Raw genomic sequence first — 18,773 nt, 5'->3', positions numbered from 1 at the left:
TTCTGGCGAGGTGCGGAGCTGCCGACGTGGAAGGCGCAGCGCGCCGACAGCCGTCCGAAAGTGGGGGGCGCGCGGCATATGCAGCAGGTGCACGGTACGCGCGCCGGCGGTGATGCTCAGTCTTCGAGAATGGACTTCGGCACGCTGGACAGATCGCTAGCGTCCGCTTGCTCGTAATAAGTTTGCGCATCGTCGATCATCACGACCGCGACGTCGATCAGTTCGTCGAGCCGTTGCAGCAGCGATTCGCGCCACTCGACGTCCTCGTCGCGCTCAGGCGTCTTGTCGAGCTGTTCGATGATGGAGTCTGCGGTTTGCAGAAACGGGATCGCCTGTTGATAGTTTTCGATCGACACCATTGCCGCATTGCGCGCGCCGACGAGCCGTTCACGATGCTCGTCCGCGAGTTCGGATTCGCCGCAGATGCGCGGGAGCACGTCCGAAATTCGTTGCAGAAGCGGCGGAACATTTTCTTCGAGCATGACGGCGCGCTCGCGCAGCGCCGTGTATTCGCCTCGAAGGTCCGTGTCGCCGGATTGTGTGGTGCTGTCCATCGTGGGTATGGGTGCGTGGTTCGATCGCCGCATGATACGCGACGGCGCGACGCGTATCGATCGTTCCGCCGCGTGACCATCGGCGCGATCGAGAGCGAGGCGTGGCGCACTTTCTATAGGGGATGGAGGAAGAATGCGTTCCCGATCGGCCCCGGCTCGTGATGCCCTCTGTATATGAAGTGCGGCGCGCGCTCCAGCCCCAAGCCCCGTGCGCGGCAGCGCACGGGGCTTTTTCAAAATATTTTCACAAAGGGGTTGCGCGGCCGCGGGCGGGTGCCTAGAATCACGCCTCTTTCGCGCTAACGGAAACGCGGCGCGGGAGAAGAAGGGAAGCGGTGCGACTGGGTCAGCGGTAACGGCCTTGGGCACACGAAGCTGAACCCCTCGCGGTCGCAACGAAGCAGTTCAGAAAGTTGTTGACGAGCGAAGAAAGGCGGTTCATAATCTCGCTTCTCTGCTGCTGAAAACGCAGCGCTGCCGGGAAACGCGAAGTTCCTCGCAGGAATGCTCTTTAAAAATTAACAGCCGATAAGTGTGGGCGCTTGATGGCAGCGAGCTGATCCTCGGATCAGAAAGCGAAAGTATCAAGAGTCTCACACTAAAGTAAGTCAGGTTTATGAAGTGATTCATATTCCTGTCAGCTTTGAGTGAGCGACCGGTTCTTAACGGAACCGAAAACAGTAACAGGTTTGAACTGAAGAGTTTGATCCTGGCTCAGATTGAACGCTGGCGGCATGCCTTACACATGCAAGTCGAACGGCAGCACGGGTGCTTGCACCTGGTGGCGAGTGGCGAACGGGTGAGTAATACATCGGAACATGTCCTGTAGTGGGGGATAGCCCGGCGAAAGCCGGATTAATACCGCATACGATCTACGGATGAAAGCGGGGGACCTTCGGGCCTCGCGCTATAGGGTTGGCCGATGGCTGATTAGCTAGTTGGTGGGGTAAAGGCCTACCAAGGCGACGATCAGTAGCTGGTCTGAGAGGACGACCAGCCACACTGGGACTGAGACACGGCCCAGACTCCTACGGGAGGCAGCAGTGGGGAATTTTGGACAATGGGCGAAAGCCTGATCCAGCAATGCCGCGTGTGTGAAGAAGGCCTTCGGGTTGTAAAGCACTTTTGTCCGGAAAGAAATCCTTGGCTCTAATACAGCCGGGGGATGACGGTACCGGAAGAATAAGCACCGGCTAACTACGTGCCAGCAGCCGCGGTAATACGTAGGGTGCAAGCGTTAATCGGAATTACTGGGCGTAAAGCGTGCGCAGGCGGTTTGCTAAGACCGATGTGAAATCCCCGGGCTCAACCTGGGAACTGCATTGGTGACTGGCAGGCTAGAGTATGGCAGAGGGGGGTAGAATTCCACGTGTAGCAGTGAAATGCGTAGAGATGTGGAGGAATACCGATGGCGAAGGCAGCCCCCTGGGCCAATACTGACGCTCATGCACGAAAGCGTGGGGAGCAAACAGGATTAGATACCCTGGTAGTCCACGCCCTAAACGATGTCAACTAGTTGTTGGGGATTCATTTCCTTAGTAACGTAGCTAACGCGTGAAGTTGACCGCCTGGGGAGTACGGTCGCAAGATTAAAACTCAAAGGAATTGACGGGGACCCGCACAAGCGGTGGATGATGTGGATTAATTCGATGCAACGCGAAAAACCTTACCTACCCTTGACATGGTCGGAATCCTGAAGAGATTCGGGAGTGCTCGAAAGAGAACCGGCGCACAGGTGCTGCATGGCTGTCGTCAGCTCGTGTCGTGAGATGTTGGGTTAAGTCCCGCAACGAGCGCAACCCTTGTCCTTAGTTGCTACGCAAGAGCACTCTAAGGAGACTGCCGGTGACAAACCGGAGGAAGGTGGGGATGACGTCAAGTCCTCATGGCCCTTATGGGTAGGGCTTCACACGTCATACAATGGTCGGAACAGAGGGTTGCCAACCCGCGAGGGGGAGCTAATCCCAGAAAACCGATCGTAGTCCGGATTGCACTCTGCAACTCGAGTGCATGAAGCTGGAATCGCTAGTAATCGCGGATCAGCATGCCGCGGTGAATACGTTCCCGGGTCTTGTACACACCGCCCGTCACACCATGGGAGTGGGTTTTACCAGAAGTGGCTAGTCTAACCGCAAGGAGGACGGTCACCACGGTAGGATTCATGACTGGGGTGAAGTCGTAACAAGGTAGCCGTATCGGAAGGTGCGGCTGGATCACCTCCTTTCCAGAGCTTCTCGCAAAGTTGAGCGCTCACGCTTATCGGCTGTAAATTAAAGACAGACTCAGGGGTCTGTAGCTCAGTCGGTTAGAGCACCGTCTTGATAAGGCGGGGGTCGTTGGTTCGAATCCAACCAGACCCACCATTGTCTGACGTGTCGGTGATCGTTAGCGCTTTAGCGCTTACGAGCAGCCCATGCCGATGGCTGTAGTACCTGAGGCAAATCTGTACTCATGGGGGCATAGCTCAGCTGGGAGAGCACCTGCTTTGCAAGCAGGGGGTCGTCGGTTCGATCCCGTCTGCCTCCACCAATTGCGATGATCGTTAGCGCTTCAGCGCTTACGAGCATCTCACTCCCGAAGGGAGCCCAATGGATAATGTTTGATGGAGTTCGAGAGAACGAATCGAACATTACTCATTGGCGATTGAGCCAGTCAGAGCGGTACGAAAGTATCGGCTGTCGTTCTTTAACAATCTGGAAGAAGTAAGTAATTTGGATAGCGGAAGCGTCTTTGAGATGGACGTGAAAACTATCCGGGTTGTGATTGTATCGATGTATCTCAAGATGATTCGAACTTCATGTTCGGCTCCCTACGGGAGTGGGGCCAGAGTAAGCGCTAAAGCGCCAACTCTGGTCGACATCAACTTGGAATACGGCACAACGCGAGAACTCAACCTGTAACGAGACAGACTCGTTATAGGGTCAAGCGAACAAGTGCATGTGGTGGATGCCTTGGCGATCACAGGCGATGAAGGACGCGGTAGCCTGCGAAAAGCTACGGGGAGCTGGCAAACGAGCTTTGATCCGTAGATGTCCGAATGGGGAAACCCACTCCTTATGGAGTATCCATGGCTGAATACATAGGCCATGCGAAGCGAACGCGGTGAACTGAAACATCTAAGTAACCGCAGGAAAAGAAATCAACCGAGATTCCCAAAGTAGTGGCGAGCGAAATGGGATGAGCCTTGCACTCTTTATTTGTATTGTTAGCCGAACGCTCTGGAAAGTGCGGCCATAGCAGGTGATAGCCCTGTAGGCGAAAACAGTATGAAAGAACTAGGTGTGCGACAAGTAGGGCGGGACACGTGAAATCCTGTCTGAAGATGGGGGGACCATCCTCCAAGGCTAAATACTCGTGATCGACCGATAGTGAACCAGTACCGTGAGGGAAAGGCGAAAAGAACCCCGGGAGGGGAGTGAAATAGATCCTGAAACCGCATGCATACAAACAGTCGGAGCCTCGTAAGGGGTGACGGCGTACCTTTTGTATAATGGGTCAGCGACTTACGTTCAGTAGCAAGCTTAACCGTATAGGGCAGGCGTAGCGAAAGCGAGTCCGAATAGGGCGTTCAGTTGCTGGGCGTAGACCCGAAACCAGGTGATCTATCCATGGCCAGGATGAAGGTGCGGTAACACGTACTGGAGGTCCGAACCCACTAACGTTGAAAAGTTAGGGGATGAGCTGTGGATAGGGGTGAAAGGCTAAACAAACCTGGAAATAGCTGGTTCTCTCCGAAAACTATTTAGGTAGTGCCTCGTGTCTCACCTTCGGGGGTAGAGCACTGTCATGGTTGGGGGGTCTATTGCAGATTACCCCGCCATAGCAAACTCCGAATACCGAAGAGTGCAATCACGGGAGACAGACATCGGGTGCTAACGTCCGGTGTCAAGAGGGAAACAACCCAGACCGCCAGCTAAGGTCCCCAAATATAGCTAAGTGGGAAACGAAGTGGGAAGGCTAAAACAGTCAGGAGGTTGGCTTAGAAGCAGCCACCCTTTAAAGAAAGCGTAATAGCTCACTGATCGAGTCGTCCTGCGCGGAAGATGTAACGGGGCTAAGCTATATACCGAAGCTGCGGATGCGTGCTTGCACGCATGGTAGGAGAGCGTTCCGTAAGCCTGCGAAGGTGCGTTGAAAAGCGTGCTGGAGGTATCGGAAGTGCGAATGCTGACATGAGTAGCGATAAAGGGGGTGAAAGGCCCCCTCGCCGTAAGCCCAAGGTTTCCTACGCAACGTTCATCGGCGTAGGGTGAGTCGGCCCCTAAGGCGAGGCAGAAATGCGTAGCTGATGGGAAGCAGGTCAATATTCCTGCACCGTCGTTAGATGCGATGGGGGGACGGATCGCGGAAGGTTGTCCGGGTGTTGGAAGTCCCGGTCGCTGCATTGGAGAAGGCGCTTAGGCAAATCCGGGCGCGTAATTCAAGGGTGTGGCGCGAGCTCCTTCGGGAGCGAAGCAATTGGAAGTGGTTCCAAGAAAAGCCTCTAAGCTTCAGTCTAACGATGACCGTACCGCAAACCGACACAGGTGGGCGAGATGAGTATTCTAAGGCGCTTGAGAGAACTCGGGAGAAGGAACTCGGCAAATTGGTACCGTAACTTCGGGATAAGGTACGCCCTTGTAGCTTGACTGGCCTGCGCCAGGAGGGTGAAGGGGTTGCAATAAACTGGTGGCTGCGACTGTTTAATAAAAACACAGCACTCTGCAAACACGAAAGTGGACGTATAGGGTGTGACGCCTGCCCGGTGCCGGAAGATTAAATGATGGGGTGCAAGCTCTTGATTGAAGTCCCGGTAAACGGCGGCCGTAACTATAACGGTCCTAAGGTAGCGAAATTCCTTGTCGGGTAAGTTCCGACCTGCACGAATGGCGTAACGATGGCCACACTGTCTCCTCCCGAGACTCAGCGAAGTTGAAGTGTTTGTGATGATGCAATCTACCCGCGGCTAGACGGAAAGACCCCATGAACCTTTACTGTAGCTTTGCATTGGACTTTGAACCGATCTGTGTAGGATAGGTGGGAGGCTATGAAACCGGAACGCTAGTTTCGGTGGAGCCGTCCTTGAAATACCACCCTGGTTTGTTTGAGGTTCTAACCTTGGCCCGTGATCCGGGTCGGGGACAGTGCATGGTAGGCAGTTTGACTGGGGCGGTCTCCTCCCAAAGCGTAACGGAGGAGTACGAAGGTACGCTAGGTACGGTCGGAAATCGTGCTGATAGTGCAATGGCATAAGCGTGCTTAACTGCGAGACCGACAAGTCGAGCAGGTGCGAAAGCAGGTCATAGTGATCCGGTGGTTCTGTATGGAAGGGCCATCGCTCAACGGATAAAAGGTACTCTGGGGATAACAGGCTGATACCGCCCAAGAGTTCATATCGACGGCGGTGTTTGGCACCTCGATGTCGGCTCATCTCATCCTGGGGCTGTAGCCGGTCCCAAGGGTATGGCTGTTCGCCATTTAAAGAGGTACGTGAGCTGGGTTTAAAACGTCGTGAGACAGTTTGGTCCCTATCTGCCGTGGGCGTTGGATATTTGAAGGGGGCTGCTCCTAGTACGAGAGGACCGGAGTGGACGAACCTCTGGTGTACCGGTTGTCACGCCAGTGGCATCGCCGGGTAGCTATGTTCGGAAGAGATAACCGCTGAAAGCATCTAAGCGGGAAACTCGCCTTAAGATGAGATATCCCTGGGGACTAGATCCCCTTGAAGGGTCGTTCGAGACCAGGACGTTGATAGGTCGGGTGTGTAAGCGCAGTAATGCGTTCAGCTAACCGATACTAATTGCCCGTAAGGCTTGATCCTATAACAAGTCTGTTTCGCGCTACAGAGCGCGTCGGACGGTTGGATTCTCGTGTGTGATACACACAACCTAAAATTACTGCTTCTTCCCAGATTGGTTCTGTTGGCCATGCCAGCAGGACAACCCTCTTTGCCTGATGACCATAGCGAGTCGGTCCCACCCCTTCCCATCCCGAACAGGACCGTGAAACGACTCTACGCCGATGATAGTGCGGATTCCCGTGTGAAAGTAGGTAATCGTCAGGCTCCCTAAGCCAGAAACCCCCGCCCAAACAGGCGGGGGTTTTTGCATTTGCGGCGGCGGAAAGGCATGTTGCGCGGCGAAGCTCGCCATCGGGCACAGACCCGGACGTTCCGTGTTACCGGTTCGGATAGCACGCTCAGTTAAATCCTCCCTCCACGCAGGTTGCCCGGCTTTCCCCTGGGCGATCGACGCGGTTCCCATCCGTCTTTTATCGATCTCGCTTGCCGTGGCACCCGTCACGCTCTTCTCGGAACTGAACCGCACCTGCGGTGCATTCACGATCGATAGCACGCGCAAGCGTCGGCGGCCGCCGACTCCCGGCAAACCGCCGTTCCCCGCTCAGATCACGCCGCGTTGACGTCGCGCCGAAACGCGCCCGGGCTCGTGCCCGTCCATTTCCGGAACGCGCGATGAAACGCGCTCGGCTCGGTAAATCCGAGTTCGGCCGCGATTTCCGCGACGCTGAGAGTTTGCTCGCGTAGCAGCGACTGAGCGAGCGCGCCGCGCAGTTCATCCTTGATCGACGCGAAGCTCTGTCCCTCGGCGCGCAGGCGTCGCCGCAGCGTCGCGGGCGTCGTACCGAGACGCGTGGCGAGCGTGTCGAAGTCCGGCCATTCGGCGGCCGGCGATGCCTTCAGGTGCGCGCGTGCTTTGGCCACCCAGCCCGTGTCGTGCCGATAGCGCACCAGCAGATTGCCGGGCGCGCCGCGCAGGAAGGTCTTCAGCCCTTGCGGCGAACGGATCGTCGGCAGCGCGAGGTACGCGGCGTTGAACGCGAGCCGGCTGTCGGGCCGGTCGAAATGGACCGGCACACCGAAGAACTGGTGGTAGTCGCCGCGCTGGTCCGGGCTCGGGCACGCGAAATCGATGCGCTGCAGCGGAATGCGCCGGCCAATCAACCAGCACGCGACGCCGAGCAGCATCAGCCAGAACGTTCGGTAGGCAAAGGCCGAATATGGCGCGCCGGCCTGCGTCAGAATGATCTGCGCCTGGCCGTCGGCAACCACGAGCTCCCCGTGCGGCTCGTCCAGCACCACTCGAAGGAACTGCAGGGCACGGCGCAGCGCCTTTTCCAGCGTACCCGCGTGCAGTACCGCATGGCACAGCAGCGTGAAGCTGCCGCGCCGCATCGGCCGGGCGGCGAGCCCGAAGAATTCGTCGTCGATCGCGCCGGCGATCGCGAGCCACAGCCGGCCGTACTGTTGCGGCGTGACCGGCTCGCGCACGGTGGCCGGCAGGCCTGCCGCGCGCAGCACCGGCGCCGTCGGCATGCGTTGTCGGCGCAGGCTCTCGAGCGCATCGTCGACAAAGCCCGGCGAGATCATCTGTGGCCCCATTTATTCATGCCTCCAGACATGGCAAAAGCGATCACGATTCTAGATTCTGTTTGTCATTGATTGCAATGTGACGGCTGTCTACCATCATCGATATACCCCGGCCCGCCGGCGGTCATAACGAACAGGAGACATGCATGCGTGATGGAGCAACCGCCCGGGTGGCGCCGGCCTACGCCGACGCCGTGGCCGGTTTCCGTATCGAGAAGGCCGCGGCCTGTCTGCTCGGCGATCTGGAGCAGGGCCTGAACGCCTGCGTCGAGTGCTGTGACCGGCATGCGGCAGCGAACATCAATGCTGTCGCGCTCGACTGGATCGACGCGGGCGGCCAGCACCGCAGCTTCACGTTCGCGCAGATGCGCGCGCTGTCGGCGCGTGTCGCGCACCTGCTCGTCGAGCAGGGCGTGAAGCCGGGCGACGTGGTCGCCGGCTTGTTGCCGCGTACGCCGGAGCTGGTCGCGACGATCCTCGGCACGTGGCGCGCGGGCGCCGTCTACCAGCCGCTTTTCACCGCATTTGGGCCGAAGGCCATCGAGCATCGGCTGCGCATGAGCGATGCGCGCCTGGTCGTCACCAACATCGCGAATCGCGCGAAACTCGACGAGATCGCGGATTGCCCGCGGATCGCGACGGTGCGCGAATCCGGCGACGTGCTGCCGGCCGGCGACATCGACTTCCGCGCAACGCTCGATACGCAGCCCGACGTGTTCGAACCGGTGTCGCGCAAGGGCACCGATCTGTTCATGATGATGTCGACGTCGGGCACGACGGGCTTGCCGAAGGGCGTGCCGGTGCCCCTGCGTGCGCTGGTCGCGTTCGGCGCGTACATGCGCGACGCCGTAGACCTGCGCGACAGCGACCGCTTCTGGAACATCGCGGATCCCGGCTGGGCGTATGGTCTCTATTACGCAATCACTGGCCCGCTGCTGCTCGGCCATGCAACGACGCTGTACGAGGGCGGCTTCACGGTCGACAGCACCTACGACGTGATCGAGCGGCTTGGCATTACGAGCCTCGCGGGTTCGCCCACTGCGTACCGGATGCTGATGGCGGCCGGCACGGAACCGGCCGCGCGGCTGAAGGGACAGCTGCGCGTCGTCAGCAGCGCGGGCGAGCCGCTGAACCCCGAAGTCGTGCGCTGGTTCCACGCAGCGCTCGGCGCGCCGATCTACGACCACTACGGCCAGACCGAACTGGGGATGGTGGTGAACAATCATCACGGGCTCACGCACGTGGTCCATCCCGGCTCGGCGGGTTTGGCCATGCCCGGCTATCGTGTCGCTGTGCTCGACGAAGCTGGCCGCGAACTTGGCCCCGGCCAGCCGGGCACGTTGGCGATCGACATCGCACACTCGCCGCTGCTGTGGTTCGACGGCTACTGGCAGCAGGACACGCCCGCGATCGCAGGCGGCTATTACCGGACCGGTGACAACGTCGAACTGGAACCGGACGGCACGGTGAGCTTCATCGGTCGCGCGGACGACGTGATTACGTCATCCGGTTACCGGATCGGCCCGTTCGACGTGGAAAGTGCGCTGATCGAGCACCCGGCCGTCAGCGAGGCTGCCGTGATCGGCGTACCCGACGCGGAGCGCACGGAGATCGTGAAGGCGTTCGTCGTGCTGTCGAAAGGCTTCGACGCCACGCCGGCGCTTGCCGATGAACTCAGTCAGCACGTGAAGCGACGGCTGTCGGCCCATGCATATCCGCGTGCGATCGAGTTCGTCGACGCACTGCCCAAAACCCCGAGCGGCAAGATACAGCGCTTCGTGTTGCGCAAGATGGAAGCCGAAAAGGCCGCTCAATTCTGACTCCAGGACACTGAATACGGACTGCGAATGAATATCAAGGATCGAGTTTTTCTGATTACGGGCGCCGGTTCGGGCCTTGGCGCCGCAGTGGCGCGCATGGTGGTCGCCGAAGGCGGCAACGCGGTGCTGGTGGACGTCAACGAAGACGCCGGTGCGGGTCTCGCGAACGAACTCGGCGCGGCCGCGCGATTCGTGAAGACCGACGTGACGAGTGAAGCGGACGGACAGGCTGCGGTCGCCGCCGCACGCGACGCGTTCGGCCGCATCGACGCGCTGGTGAACTGTGCGGGCGTCGCTCCGGGCGAGAAGGTCGTCGGCCGTGAAGGACCGCATTCGATCGAGCGCTTCGCGCGCGCGGTGTCGATCAACCTGATCGGTACGTTCAACATGATCCGGCTCGCCGCCGACGCAATGTCGAAGCAGGACCCCAATGCGGACGGCGAGCGCGGCGTGATCGTGAACACGGCATCGGTCGCGGCGTTCGACGGGCAGATCGGGCAAGCGGCGTATGCGGCATCGAAGAGCGGCGTGGTCGGGATGACGCTGCCGATCGCACGCGAACTCGCACGCTTCGGCATTCGCGTGGTGACGATCGCGCCGGGCATCTTCGCGACGCCGATGATGGCAGGCATGCCGCAAGACGTGCAGGATGCGCTCGGCAAGAGCGTGCCGTTTCCGCCGCGGCTCGGCCGCCCGGACGAATTCGCGGCGCTGGTGCGCCACATCGCCGAGAATACGATGCTGAACGGCGAGGTCATCCGTCTCGATGGCGCGCTGCGCATGGCACCGCGCTGACACTGGAGGAAATGAATCATGACGACACAGGATCCGATCGTAATCGTCGGCGCGGCGCGCACGCCGATGGGCGGCTTTCAGGGCGATCTGGCGGCGGCCAGCGCCAGCGAGCTGGGCGCGGTGGCGATTCGCGCGGCGCTCGAACGTGCCCGCGTGCCGGCCGAGCGCATCGATGAAATCGTGTTCGGCTGCGTGCTGCCGGCCGGCCAGGGCCAGGCACCGGCGCGGCAGGCGGCATTGAAGGCCGGGTTGCCGCTCGGCGCGGGCGCGACCACGGTCAACAAGATGTGCGGCTCCGGGATGAAGGCCGCGATGTTCGCGCACGACCTGTTGCTGGCCGGGTCGGCCAGCGTAGCAGTGGCGGGCGGGATGGAAAGCATGACGAACGCACCGTACCTGTTGCCGAAGGCGCGTGCGGGGATGCGGATGGGTCACGGCCAGGTGCTCGATCACATGTTCCTCGACGGGCTCGAGGATGCATACGACAAGGGCCGGCTAATGGGGACGTTCGCCGAGGACTGCGCGCAGTCCTATCAGTTCACGCGCGACGAGCAGGATGCGTTTGCGATTACGTCGCTCACGCGCGCGCAACGTGCGATCGCGGAAGGGCGCTTCGTCGCGGAAATCGCGCCGGTAACCGTGAAGGCCGGCAAGACGGAAAGCATCGTGTCGATCGACGAGCAGCCCGGTAAGGCAAAGCTCGACAAAATCCCGACGCTCAAGCCGGCGTTCCGCGAGGGCGGCACGGTGACGGCCGCGAACGCGTCGTCGATTTCAGACGGTGCGGCCGCGCTCGTGATGATGCGCCGCTCTGAAGCGGAGCGATTGGGCCTTGCGCCGAAGGCCGTGATCGTCGCGCATTCGACGTACGCGAACAAACCGGGCCTGTTCGCCACGGCGCCGATCGGTGCGATCCGCCGGCTGTCGGAGAAAACCGGCTGGAACCTGCGCGACGTCGATTTGTTCGAGATCAACGAAGCGTTCGCGGTGGTTGCGATGGCCGCGATGCGCGATCTCGACCTGCCGCACGACAAGGTGAACGTGCACGGCGGCGCATGTGCGCTCGGCCATCCGATCGGTGCGTCGGGTGCGCGTGTGATGGTGACGCTGCTCGCAGCACTCGAAGCGTACGGGATGACACGCGGCGTCGCGTCGCTGTGTATCGGCGGCGGCGAGGCGACGGCAATCGCGATCGAGCGCGTCGCGTAACGCGCGCCCACCGGCGGCGTCGCGCGGCCGCGCGGGGGCAGCCGACGTGTCACGTGCGGGACGGCACGCTGGCGGTCCACCGCCGCGGGCGGCGAGCATCGTGCAGGACATTCCTGCATCGTGCCCGCCGCCCGCTTTGCATTTGCGACCAATCCTACGCGCGCGCGCCGGGCGATACCGCACCGCACGCGCGGATCACGAGCTGCACGACCTGCTCGGTCTTCTCGGCGAACGCCTTCTGCGTGAACGCACGCTTGCCGCTCAGCGCGCGGATCTGCGCGTCGAAATCCGCATAGTGCTGCGTGGTCGCCCAGATCAGGTACATCAACGCGTGCGCGTCGATCGGTGCGAGCAACCCGCGTGCGATCCAGCCTTCGATCACCTTCACGCGCGTATCGAACCACGGCTTCACGCGTTCGGACAGGATGTCGTGCATGTGCGCGGCACCGTGGATGATCTCGTTGGCCCATACCTTCGAGCCGAGCGGGCGCCGGCGCGACAGATCCATCTTCGCCCGCACGTAGCTGCCGATCGCATCGACCGGATCGTCGCCGGCTTCGAACGAGCCGGCCGCGCGGTGCCAGTCTTCGAACAGGTCCTCGAGCACGCGACGGTACAGCGCAAGCTTCGTCGGGAAGTAGTAATGCACGTTCGCCTTTGGCACACCCGCACGTTCGGCGATCATTGCCGTGCTCGCACCGTCGAGCCCGCGTTCCGCGAACACCGCTTCCGCGCATGCGAGCAGATGCGCTTCGTTTGACGCGCGGATGTGCGCCTTGCGTCGCCGCAAAGGCGCGCCGGTTTCGTCGTGGCCGGCTGCTTCGGCGGCTGCTTCGTCATGTCTCATCGTTATCCTCGCGCGGCGTGCATGCCGCGTTGCGCTTCATTCTAGCCGCTGGTTCGCAGCAAGCGCACGTGCGCTCCTGCGTCGGCGCCTGCGCGATGCTGCAATGCGGTGGCACGCTTCTCGCTCCATCAGCGCGCGCAAGAAAGACATTGCGCTACGCATTTTGATCGTCTAAAACCTGTCCAATCGGACAGGATTCGACGTGCGGAGGAACGCGGCGCCGGCGACTCCGCCGATCGATCGGACGAATCACGCTAACGATGCTTCGCTGCACCTCGCAGGTGCGGATTTGCCCGACGGCGGCAACGCGCGCACCGGCATCGACCGGGATGACGACATGACGGACCCCACAGGAGCGATACGAATGGACGCGGTATCGGAAACATCAAAGCGGGCAGCATTCGACACGTCGATCAAGGTCAACGGCCGGCGGTTGTGGGACAGCCTGATGGAGATGGCGAAGATCGGTGCGACACCGAAAGGCGGCGTGTGCCGTCTTGCGCTGACCGATCTCGACAAGGCCGGCCGCGATCTGATCGTCAGTTGGGCGAAGGCCGCGGGCTGCACGGTGACCGTCGATACGATGGGTAACGTGTTCATGCGCCGCGCTGGGCGCGTGGCCGACGCTGCGCCGGTCGTTACCGGCTCGCACGCCGATTCGCAGCCGACCGGCGGCCGCTTCGACGGCATCTATGGCGTGCTCGGCGGCCTCGAAGTGATTCGGACTCTGAACGATCACGGCATCGAGACCGAGCACCCGGTCGAGGTCGTGATCTGGACGAACGAGGAAGGCTCGCGCTTCGCGCCGGCAATGGTGGCTTCGGGTGTGTTCGCGGGCGTGTTTTCGCTCGAGTACGGACTGTCGCGCAAGGATGTCGACGGCAAGACGATCGGTGAGGAGCTCGCGCGGATCGGTTATGCGGGCGACGCGCCCTGCGGTGGCCGCAAGCTGCATGCGGCGTTCGAGCTGCATATCGAGCAAGGGCCGATACTCGAGGCGGAGTGCAGGACGATCGGTGTCGTGACCGATGCGCAGGGACAGCGCTGGTACGAGATCACGTTCACGGGCCAGGAAGCGCACGCGGGACCGACGCCGATGCCGCGTCGTCGCGACGCGCTGCTCGGCGCGGCGCGCGTCGTCGATCTCGTGAACCGGATCGGCCTCGATCATGCGCCGTTCGGCTGCGCGACGGTCGGGATGATGCAGGTTCATCCTAATTCGCGCAACGTGATTCCGGGCCGCGTGTTCTTTACCGTCGATTTTCGTCATCCGGACGACGCCGTGCTCGCGGAGATGGACGCGGCGCTGCGCGACGGCGTCGCGCGCATCGCAGGCGAGATCGGGCTCGAAACCGCGCTCGAGCAGATTTTCTATTACAAGCCCGTTGCGTTCGATCCCGCCTGCGTCGCGGCCGTGCGCGATGCGGCCGATCGCTTCGGGTACTCGCATCGCGACATCGTGTCGGGTGCGGGACACGACGCATGCTATCTGGCGCAGGTCGCGCCAACGTCGATGGTATTCGTGCCGTGCGTCGACGGCATCAGCCATAACGAGATCGAGGACGCAACGCCTGCGTGGATCGAGGCCGGCGCGAACGTGCTGCTGCACGCGATGCTGTCGCGCGCATGCGAACCCGCCTCATGACGGATCGGACATAGCGCGGCAGGCAGGCTGCGCACCGCTTGACCCCAGTACTCCGAAGCAGGACCGCCCCGACTGTGCATCGTCAGCCGGCGGGGACGGCTTTGTCTCCACCAGTCGAAGGAACGCGTATGACTACCCAGTCGTCACCCGGCGATATCGCCGCGCATCGCCTGTCGTCCACGCAACTGTCGTGCGAATTCGCCGATATCGCGCCGCTGCTCGATCCGACTGCCGCCGCGGCTGCGGCGAGCCGTTGTCACTACTGCTATGACGCGCCGTGCGTGCAAGCCTGCCCGACTCGCATCGACATCCCGAGCTTCATCCGCAAGATCGGCAACGGCAACCTGAAAGGGGCGGCGACCGACATCCTGTCTGCGAATCCGCTCGGCGGGATGTGCGCACGCGTGTGTCCGACCGAAATCCTGTGCGAAGGCGCATGCGTGCGCAATCATCAGGACGCGGAGCCGGTCGCGATCGGTGCGCTGCAGCGGCACGCGACCGACTGGGCGATGGTGAGCGGCGCGGTTCGCTTCATGCGTGCGCCCGACACAGGGCGGCATGTCGCCGTGGTGGGCGCCGGGCCGGCCGGCCTCGCATGCGCGCACCGGCTCGCGCTGGCCGGACATCGCGTCACGCTGTTCGATGCGCGCGCGAAGGCGGGTGGCCTCAACGAATACGGAATCGCCGCATACAAGACGGTCGACGATTTCGCGCAGCGCGAAGTCGAATGGCTGCTGTCGGTCGGCGGCATCGCGGTGGAAACGGGCGTCGCGCTCGGGCGCGACGTCACGCTCGACGCGTTGCGGGAGCGGCACGACGCGGTGTTTCTCGCGATCGGTCTGACGGGCGTGCGCTCCCTCGCGATCGACGGCGAACAGCTGGCCGGCGTGATGAACGCGGTCGACTTCATCGAGCAGGTGCGTCAGGCGGATGCGCTCGAGAACGTGCCGGTCGGGCGGCGCGTGGTCGTGATTGGCGGCGGCAATACGGCGATCGACGCGTCCGTGCAGAGCCGCAAGCTCGGTGCGGAGCGCGTGACGATGGTGTATCGGCGCGGCGTCGACGCGATGAGCGCGACCTGGGCCGAACGTGAGTTCGCGCAAACGAGCGGTGTCACGCTCGTGACGCACGCGAAGCCGGTGCGCATCGCGGGCGCGGACGGGCACGTGACCGGCGTCGAATTCGAGGCCGCGACGGGCGAACGCTTTACGCTCGACGCGGACATGGTGCTGAAGGCGATCGGCCAGACGCTGGCGCCGGATGGTGTCGACGGCGCGCTGCTGACCGACGACGGATCGCGCATCGCGGTCGATGCGCACGGTCGCACTGCGTTGCCGGATGTATGGGCCGGCGGCGATTGCGCGGCGACGGACGGCATGGACCTGACGGTACAGGCCGTGCAGGACGGCAAGCGCGCGGCGGCTGCGATCGACGCGGCGCTTGCGCAGCGCGACGCCAAGGCTGCATGAATGCGAGATCCGCGACGGCGCCGCGCGCGTCGCACACGTCGTGCGCGCCACGCGGATGCCGCGACTCGCAAGGGTCAAGATAGACGCCCCCATTCTCACGGAGCAGAACATGGCCGACCTTCGCTGCACCATCGCAGGCATTACCTCGCCGAATCCTTTCTGGCTGGCCTCCGCGCCGCCGACCGACAAGGCGTACAACGTCAATCGTGCATTCGAGGCCGGCTGGGGCGGCGTCGTGTGGAAGACGCTCGGGCTCGATCCGCACGTCGTCAACGTCAGTTCGCGTTACGGCGCGGTGCAGTGGAATGGCCAGCGGATCGCCGGGTTGAACAACATCGAGCTGATCACCGATCGTCCGCTCGACGTGAACCTGAAGGAGATCGCGCAGGTGAAGCGCGACTGGCCGGACCGCGCGCTGATCGTATCGCTGATGGTGCCGTGTAACGAGCGCGACTGGAAATGGATCCTGCCGCTCGTCGAGGATACGGGCGCGGATGCGGTCGAGCTGAACTTCGGCTGTCCGCATGGAATGAGCGAGCGCGGGATGGGGGCGGCGGTCGGGCAGGTGCCGGAATACGTGGAGATGGTCACGCGCTGGGTCAAGGAGGGCACGAAGCTGCCGTGCCTCGTGAAGCTTACGCCGAACATCAGCGACATCCGGATGGGATCGCGGGCAGCATACAAGGGCGGCGCGGACGGCGTGTCGTTGATCAACACGATCAACTCGATTGTCGCGGTGGACCTCGACCAGATGGCGCCGATGCCGACCGTCGACGGCAAGGGGACGCATGGCGGCTATTGCGGCCCCGCGGTGAAGCCGATCGCGCTGAACATGGTCGCGGAGATCGCGCGCGATCCGGAAACGCCGAACCTGCCGATCTCGGGAATCGGCGGGATTTCATCGTGGCGCGACGCGGCCGAATTCATGGTGCTCGGCGCCGGCAGCGTGCAGGTGTGCACCGCCGCGATGCATTACGGCTTCCGGATCGTGTCGGATCTCGCCGACGGGCTGTCGAACTGGATGGACGACAAGGGCTACGCGACGCTCGACGACATCCGCGGCCGAGCGGTACCGAACGTCACCGACTGGAAATACCTGAACCTCAAGTACGACATCAAGGCGCGCATCGACCAGGACCGCTGCATCCAGTGCGGGCTGTGCCATATCGCGTGCGAGGACACGTCGCATCAGGCGATCACCGCGATGAAGGACGGCGCGCGCCATTTCGAAGTGATCGATTCGGAATGCGTCGGGTGCAATCTTTGCATGCATGTGTGTCCGGTCGAGCAATGCATCACGATGGAGCGGGTCGATGCGGGCGACTACGCGAACTGGACCACGCATCCGAACAACCCGGCGCGTGCCGATGCAGGCGCCGGCGCCGCGGAACCCGCGAAGCACGCGAAGGCGGCCTGATCGGCGGCCGGCGGCGCGGTATCGCCCGCGCCGCTGCTCGTGTCCTGTTCTGCCGGCATCGCGCGATGCCGGCGCCGACGTTTACAAGGAGCAGCGTTCGATGAAACCAGCAGCGATTTCCGCCGATCCCGACGCCGCCGCGGTGCCCGCCGGCAGCCTGTACAACGCAGACCTCGCGCCGACGACAGCCGCGCAGCGCACCTGGCGCTGGTATCACTTCGCCGCGCTGTGGGTCGGCATGGTGATGAACATCGCGTCGTACATGCTCGCGGCCGGGTTGATCCAGGAAGGCATGTCGCCGTGGCAGGCGGTGCTGACCGTGCTGCTCGGCAATCTGATCGTGCTCGTGCCGATGCTGCTGATCGGCCATGCGGGCGCGAAGCACGGGATTCCGTATGCGGTGCTGGTGCGCGCGTCGTTCGGCACGCAGGGCGCGAAGCTGCCCGCGCTGTTGCGCGCGATCGTCGCGTGCGGCTGGTACGGCATCCAGACCTGGCTCGGCGGCAGCGCGATCTACACGCTGCTGAACATCCTGACGGGCAACGCGCTGCACGGCCCGGCACTGCCCGTCGTCGGCATTTCGCTCGGGCAGCTCGCGTGCTTCCTCGTGTTCTGGGCGCTGCAGCTGTACTTCATTCTGCACGGCACCGATTCGATCCGCTGGCTCGAAAGCTGGTCCGCGCCGATCAAGGTCGTGATGTGCATCGCGCTCGTATGGTGGGCGACGTCGCAGGCAGGCGGCGTCGGCTCGATGCTGTCGGCGCCGTCGCAATTCGTCGCGGGCGGCAAGAAGGCCGGGCTTTTCTGGGCGACGTTCTGGCCGGGCCTGACCGCGATGGTCGGGTTCTGGGCGACGCTCGCGCTGAACATTCCCGACTTCACGCGCTTCGCGCATTCGCAGCGCGACCAGATGATCGTGCAGTCGATCGGGCTGCCGATACCGATGGCACTGTTGTCGGTGGTCTCGGTGGTCGTGACGTCGGCAACGGTCGTGATTTACGGCAACGCAATCTGGGATCCGATCGACCTCACGAGCCGGATGACCGGGATCGGTGTCGGCATCGCGCTCGTGATCCTCACGCTCGACACGATGTGCTGCAACCTCGCGGCGAACCTCGTCGGCCCCGCGTACGATTTCTCGAGCCTGTGGCCGAAGGCGATCTCGTACCGCGCAGGCGGCATGATCACCGCGACGATCGCGATCGTGATGATGCCGTGGAAGATCCTCGCGACGACGGACGGCTACATCTTCACGTGGCTCGTCGGCTACTCGGCGCTGCTCGGGCCGGTCGCGGGCATACTCATGGTCGACTACTTTCTGATTCGCGGCACGCGGCTCGATACGCGCGCGCTGTTCGACGAGCGCGGCGGCTTCAGCTATGCGCACGGCTGGAACCCCGCCGCGCTGGCCGCGCTCGCGATCGGCGTGCTGCCGAACCTGCCCGGCTTTCTGCACACCGCATTCCCGGCATCGTTTCCGAATGTGCCGGCGTTCTTCAACATGCTTTATACGTACGCGTGGTTCGTCGGTCTCGTGCTTGCGTCTTGCGTATACGGAACCTGGATGAAGTGGCGCGCCGCGCAGCGCCCGCAGATCGCGAGTGCGTGAGGCAGCCGGTGCAAGGGATGCGAGCGATGCGGCACACGACAG

At 62.5% G+C, this 18,773-nt stretch carries 10 protein-coding genes, 2 tRNA genes and 3 rRNA genes; 12 read left to right on the top strand and 3 right to left on the bottom strand.

From position 1 onward, the window contains the following. Positions 1 to 116: 116 nt before the first annotated feature. On the bottom strand, positions 117 to 587 hold the full coding sequence (locus WK25_RS17875; protein WP_069242261.1) for an ATPase: 471 nt from the start codon (positions 585 to 587) through the stop codon (positions 117 to 119). Positions 588 to 1,245: 658 nt separating this feature from the next. Between WK25_RS17875 and WK25_RS17870 the strand changes: the two genes are divergently transcribed. The 5 genes from WK25_RS17870 to rrf all read left to right on the top strand — a co-directional run bounded on the left by WK25_RS17870 (position 1,246) and on the right by rrf (position 6,597). Then, positions 1,246 to 2,778: ribosomal RNA gene (locus WK25_RS17870) — 16S ribosomal RNA — on the top strand. 62 nt (positions 2,779 to 2,840) lie between these two features. Next, positions 2,841 to 2,917 (top strand) — tRNA-Ile (locus WK25_RS17865). 90 nt (positions 2,918 to 3,007) lie between these two features. Beyond that, a tRNA-Ala gene (locus WK25_RS17860) sits at positions 3,008 to 3,083 on the top strand. Between the two features lie 390 nt (positions 3,084 to 3,473). Beyond that, a 23S ribosomal RNA gene (locus tag WK25_RS17855) occupies positions 3,474 to 6,354 on the top strand. Positions 6,355 to 6,484: 130 nt separating this feature from the next. After that, a 5S ribosomal RNA gene (gene rrf / locus WK25_RS17850) occupies positions 6,485 to 6,597 on the top strand. Together the 16S, 23S and 5S rRNA genes with 2 tRNA genes alongside form the textbook arrangement of a ribosomal RNA operon. A gap of 342 nt (positions 6,598 to 6,939) precedes the next feature. Here rrf and WK25_RS17845 read toward each other — a convergent pair. Continuing rightward, positions 6,940 to 7,932 carry an AraC family transcriptional regulator gene (locus WK25_RS17845; protein WP_069242260.1) on the bottom strand — a complete coding sequence of 331 codons (993 nt, stop codon included), beginning with the start codon at positions 7,930 to 7,932 and terminating at the stop codon, positions 6,940 to 6,942. 134 nt (positions 7,933 to 8,066) lie between these two features. Between WK25_RS17845 and WK25_RS17840 the strand changes: the two genes are divergently transcribed. From WK25_RS17840 to WK25_RS17830, 3 genes are read left to right on the top strand one after another with little or no spacing between them, the layout of a single operon-like run. Continuing rightward, the gene (locus WK25_RS17840; RefSeq protein WP_069242259.1) at positions 8,067 to 9,740 is read left to right on the top strand and encodes an acyl-CoA synthetase; all 1,674 of its coding nucleotides are present in this window, start codon (positions 8,067 to 8,069) and stop codon (positions 9,738 to 9,740) included. Between the two features lie 27 nt (positions 9,741 to 9,767). Beyond that, positions 9,768 to 10,535, top strand: a complete 768-nt coding sequence (locus WK25_RS17835; RefSeq protein ID WP_069242258.1) for a 3-hydroxyacyl-CoA dehydrogenase — start codon at positions 9,768 to 9,770, stop codon at positions 10,533 to 10,535. Between the two features lie 18 nt (positions 10,536 to 10,553). Continuing rightward, positions 10,554 to 11,744 carry an acetyl-CoA C-acyltransferase gene (locus WK25_RS17830; RefSeq protein WP_038571056.1) on the top strand — a complete coding sequence of 397 codons (1,191 nt, stop codon included), beginning with the start codon at positions 10,554 to 10,556 and terminating at the stop codon, positions 11,742 to 11,744. A gap of 154 nt (positions 11,745 to 11,898) precedes the next feature. On the opposite strand, the gene WK25_RS17825 is transcribed toward WK25_RS17830, so the two are convergent. Next, positions 11,899 to 12,591 (bottom strand): TetR/AcrR family transcriptional regulator, encoded by a 693-nt coding sequence (locus tag WK25_RS17825; protein WP_038571053.1) that lies wholly within the window; start codon positions 12,589 to 12,591, stop codon positions 11,899 to 11,901. A gap of 364 nt (positions 12,592 to 12,955) precedes the next feature. On the opposite strand from WK25_RS17825, the gene WK25_RS17820 reads away from it, so the two are divergent. From WK25_RS17820 to WK25_RS17805, 4 genes are all read left to right on the top strand, one after another. Next, positions 12,956 to 14,236: a Zn-dependent hydrolase gene (locus tag WK25_RS17820; protein WP_069242459.1), complete on the top strand. Its 1,281-nt coding sequence runs from the start codon at positions 12,956 to 12,958 to the stop codon at positions 14,234 to 14,236. 128 nt (positions 14,237 to 14,364) lie between these two features. Next, entirely contained in the window at positions 14,365 to 15,705 is a 1,341-nt protein-coding gene (locus tag WK25_RS17815) for an NAD(P)-dependent oxidoreductase (RefSeq protein WP_069242257.1), read from the top strand. A gap of 109 nt (positions 15,706 to 15,814) precedes the next feature. Further along, complete coding sequence (gene preA / locus WK25_RS17810; RefSeq protein ID WP_059548242.1) at positions 15,815 to 17,122, top strand: NAD-dependent dihydropyrimidine dehydrogenase subunit PreA; 1,308 nt, start codon at positions 15,815 to 15,817, stop codon at positions 17,120 to 17,122. 100 nt (positions 17,123 to 17,222) lie between these two features. Beyond that, positions 17,223 to 18,731, top strand: coding sequence for an NCS1 family nucleobase:cation symporter-1 (locus tag WK25_RS17805; protein WP_069242458.1), 1,509 nt, complete (start codon positions 17,223 to 17,225; stop codon positions 18,729 to 18,731). The last annotated feature ends 42 nt before the right edge of the window (positions 18,732 to 18,773 follow it).

Source organism: Burkholderia latens (assembly GCF_001718795.1).
Lineage (GTDB): Bacteria > Pseudomonadota > Gammaproteobacteria > Burkholderiales > Burkholderiaceae > Burkholderia > Burkholderia latens_A.
The sequence above is the reverse complement of the archived record's forward strand: the minus strand, read 5'-3'. Positions and strand labels throughout refer to the sequence as shown.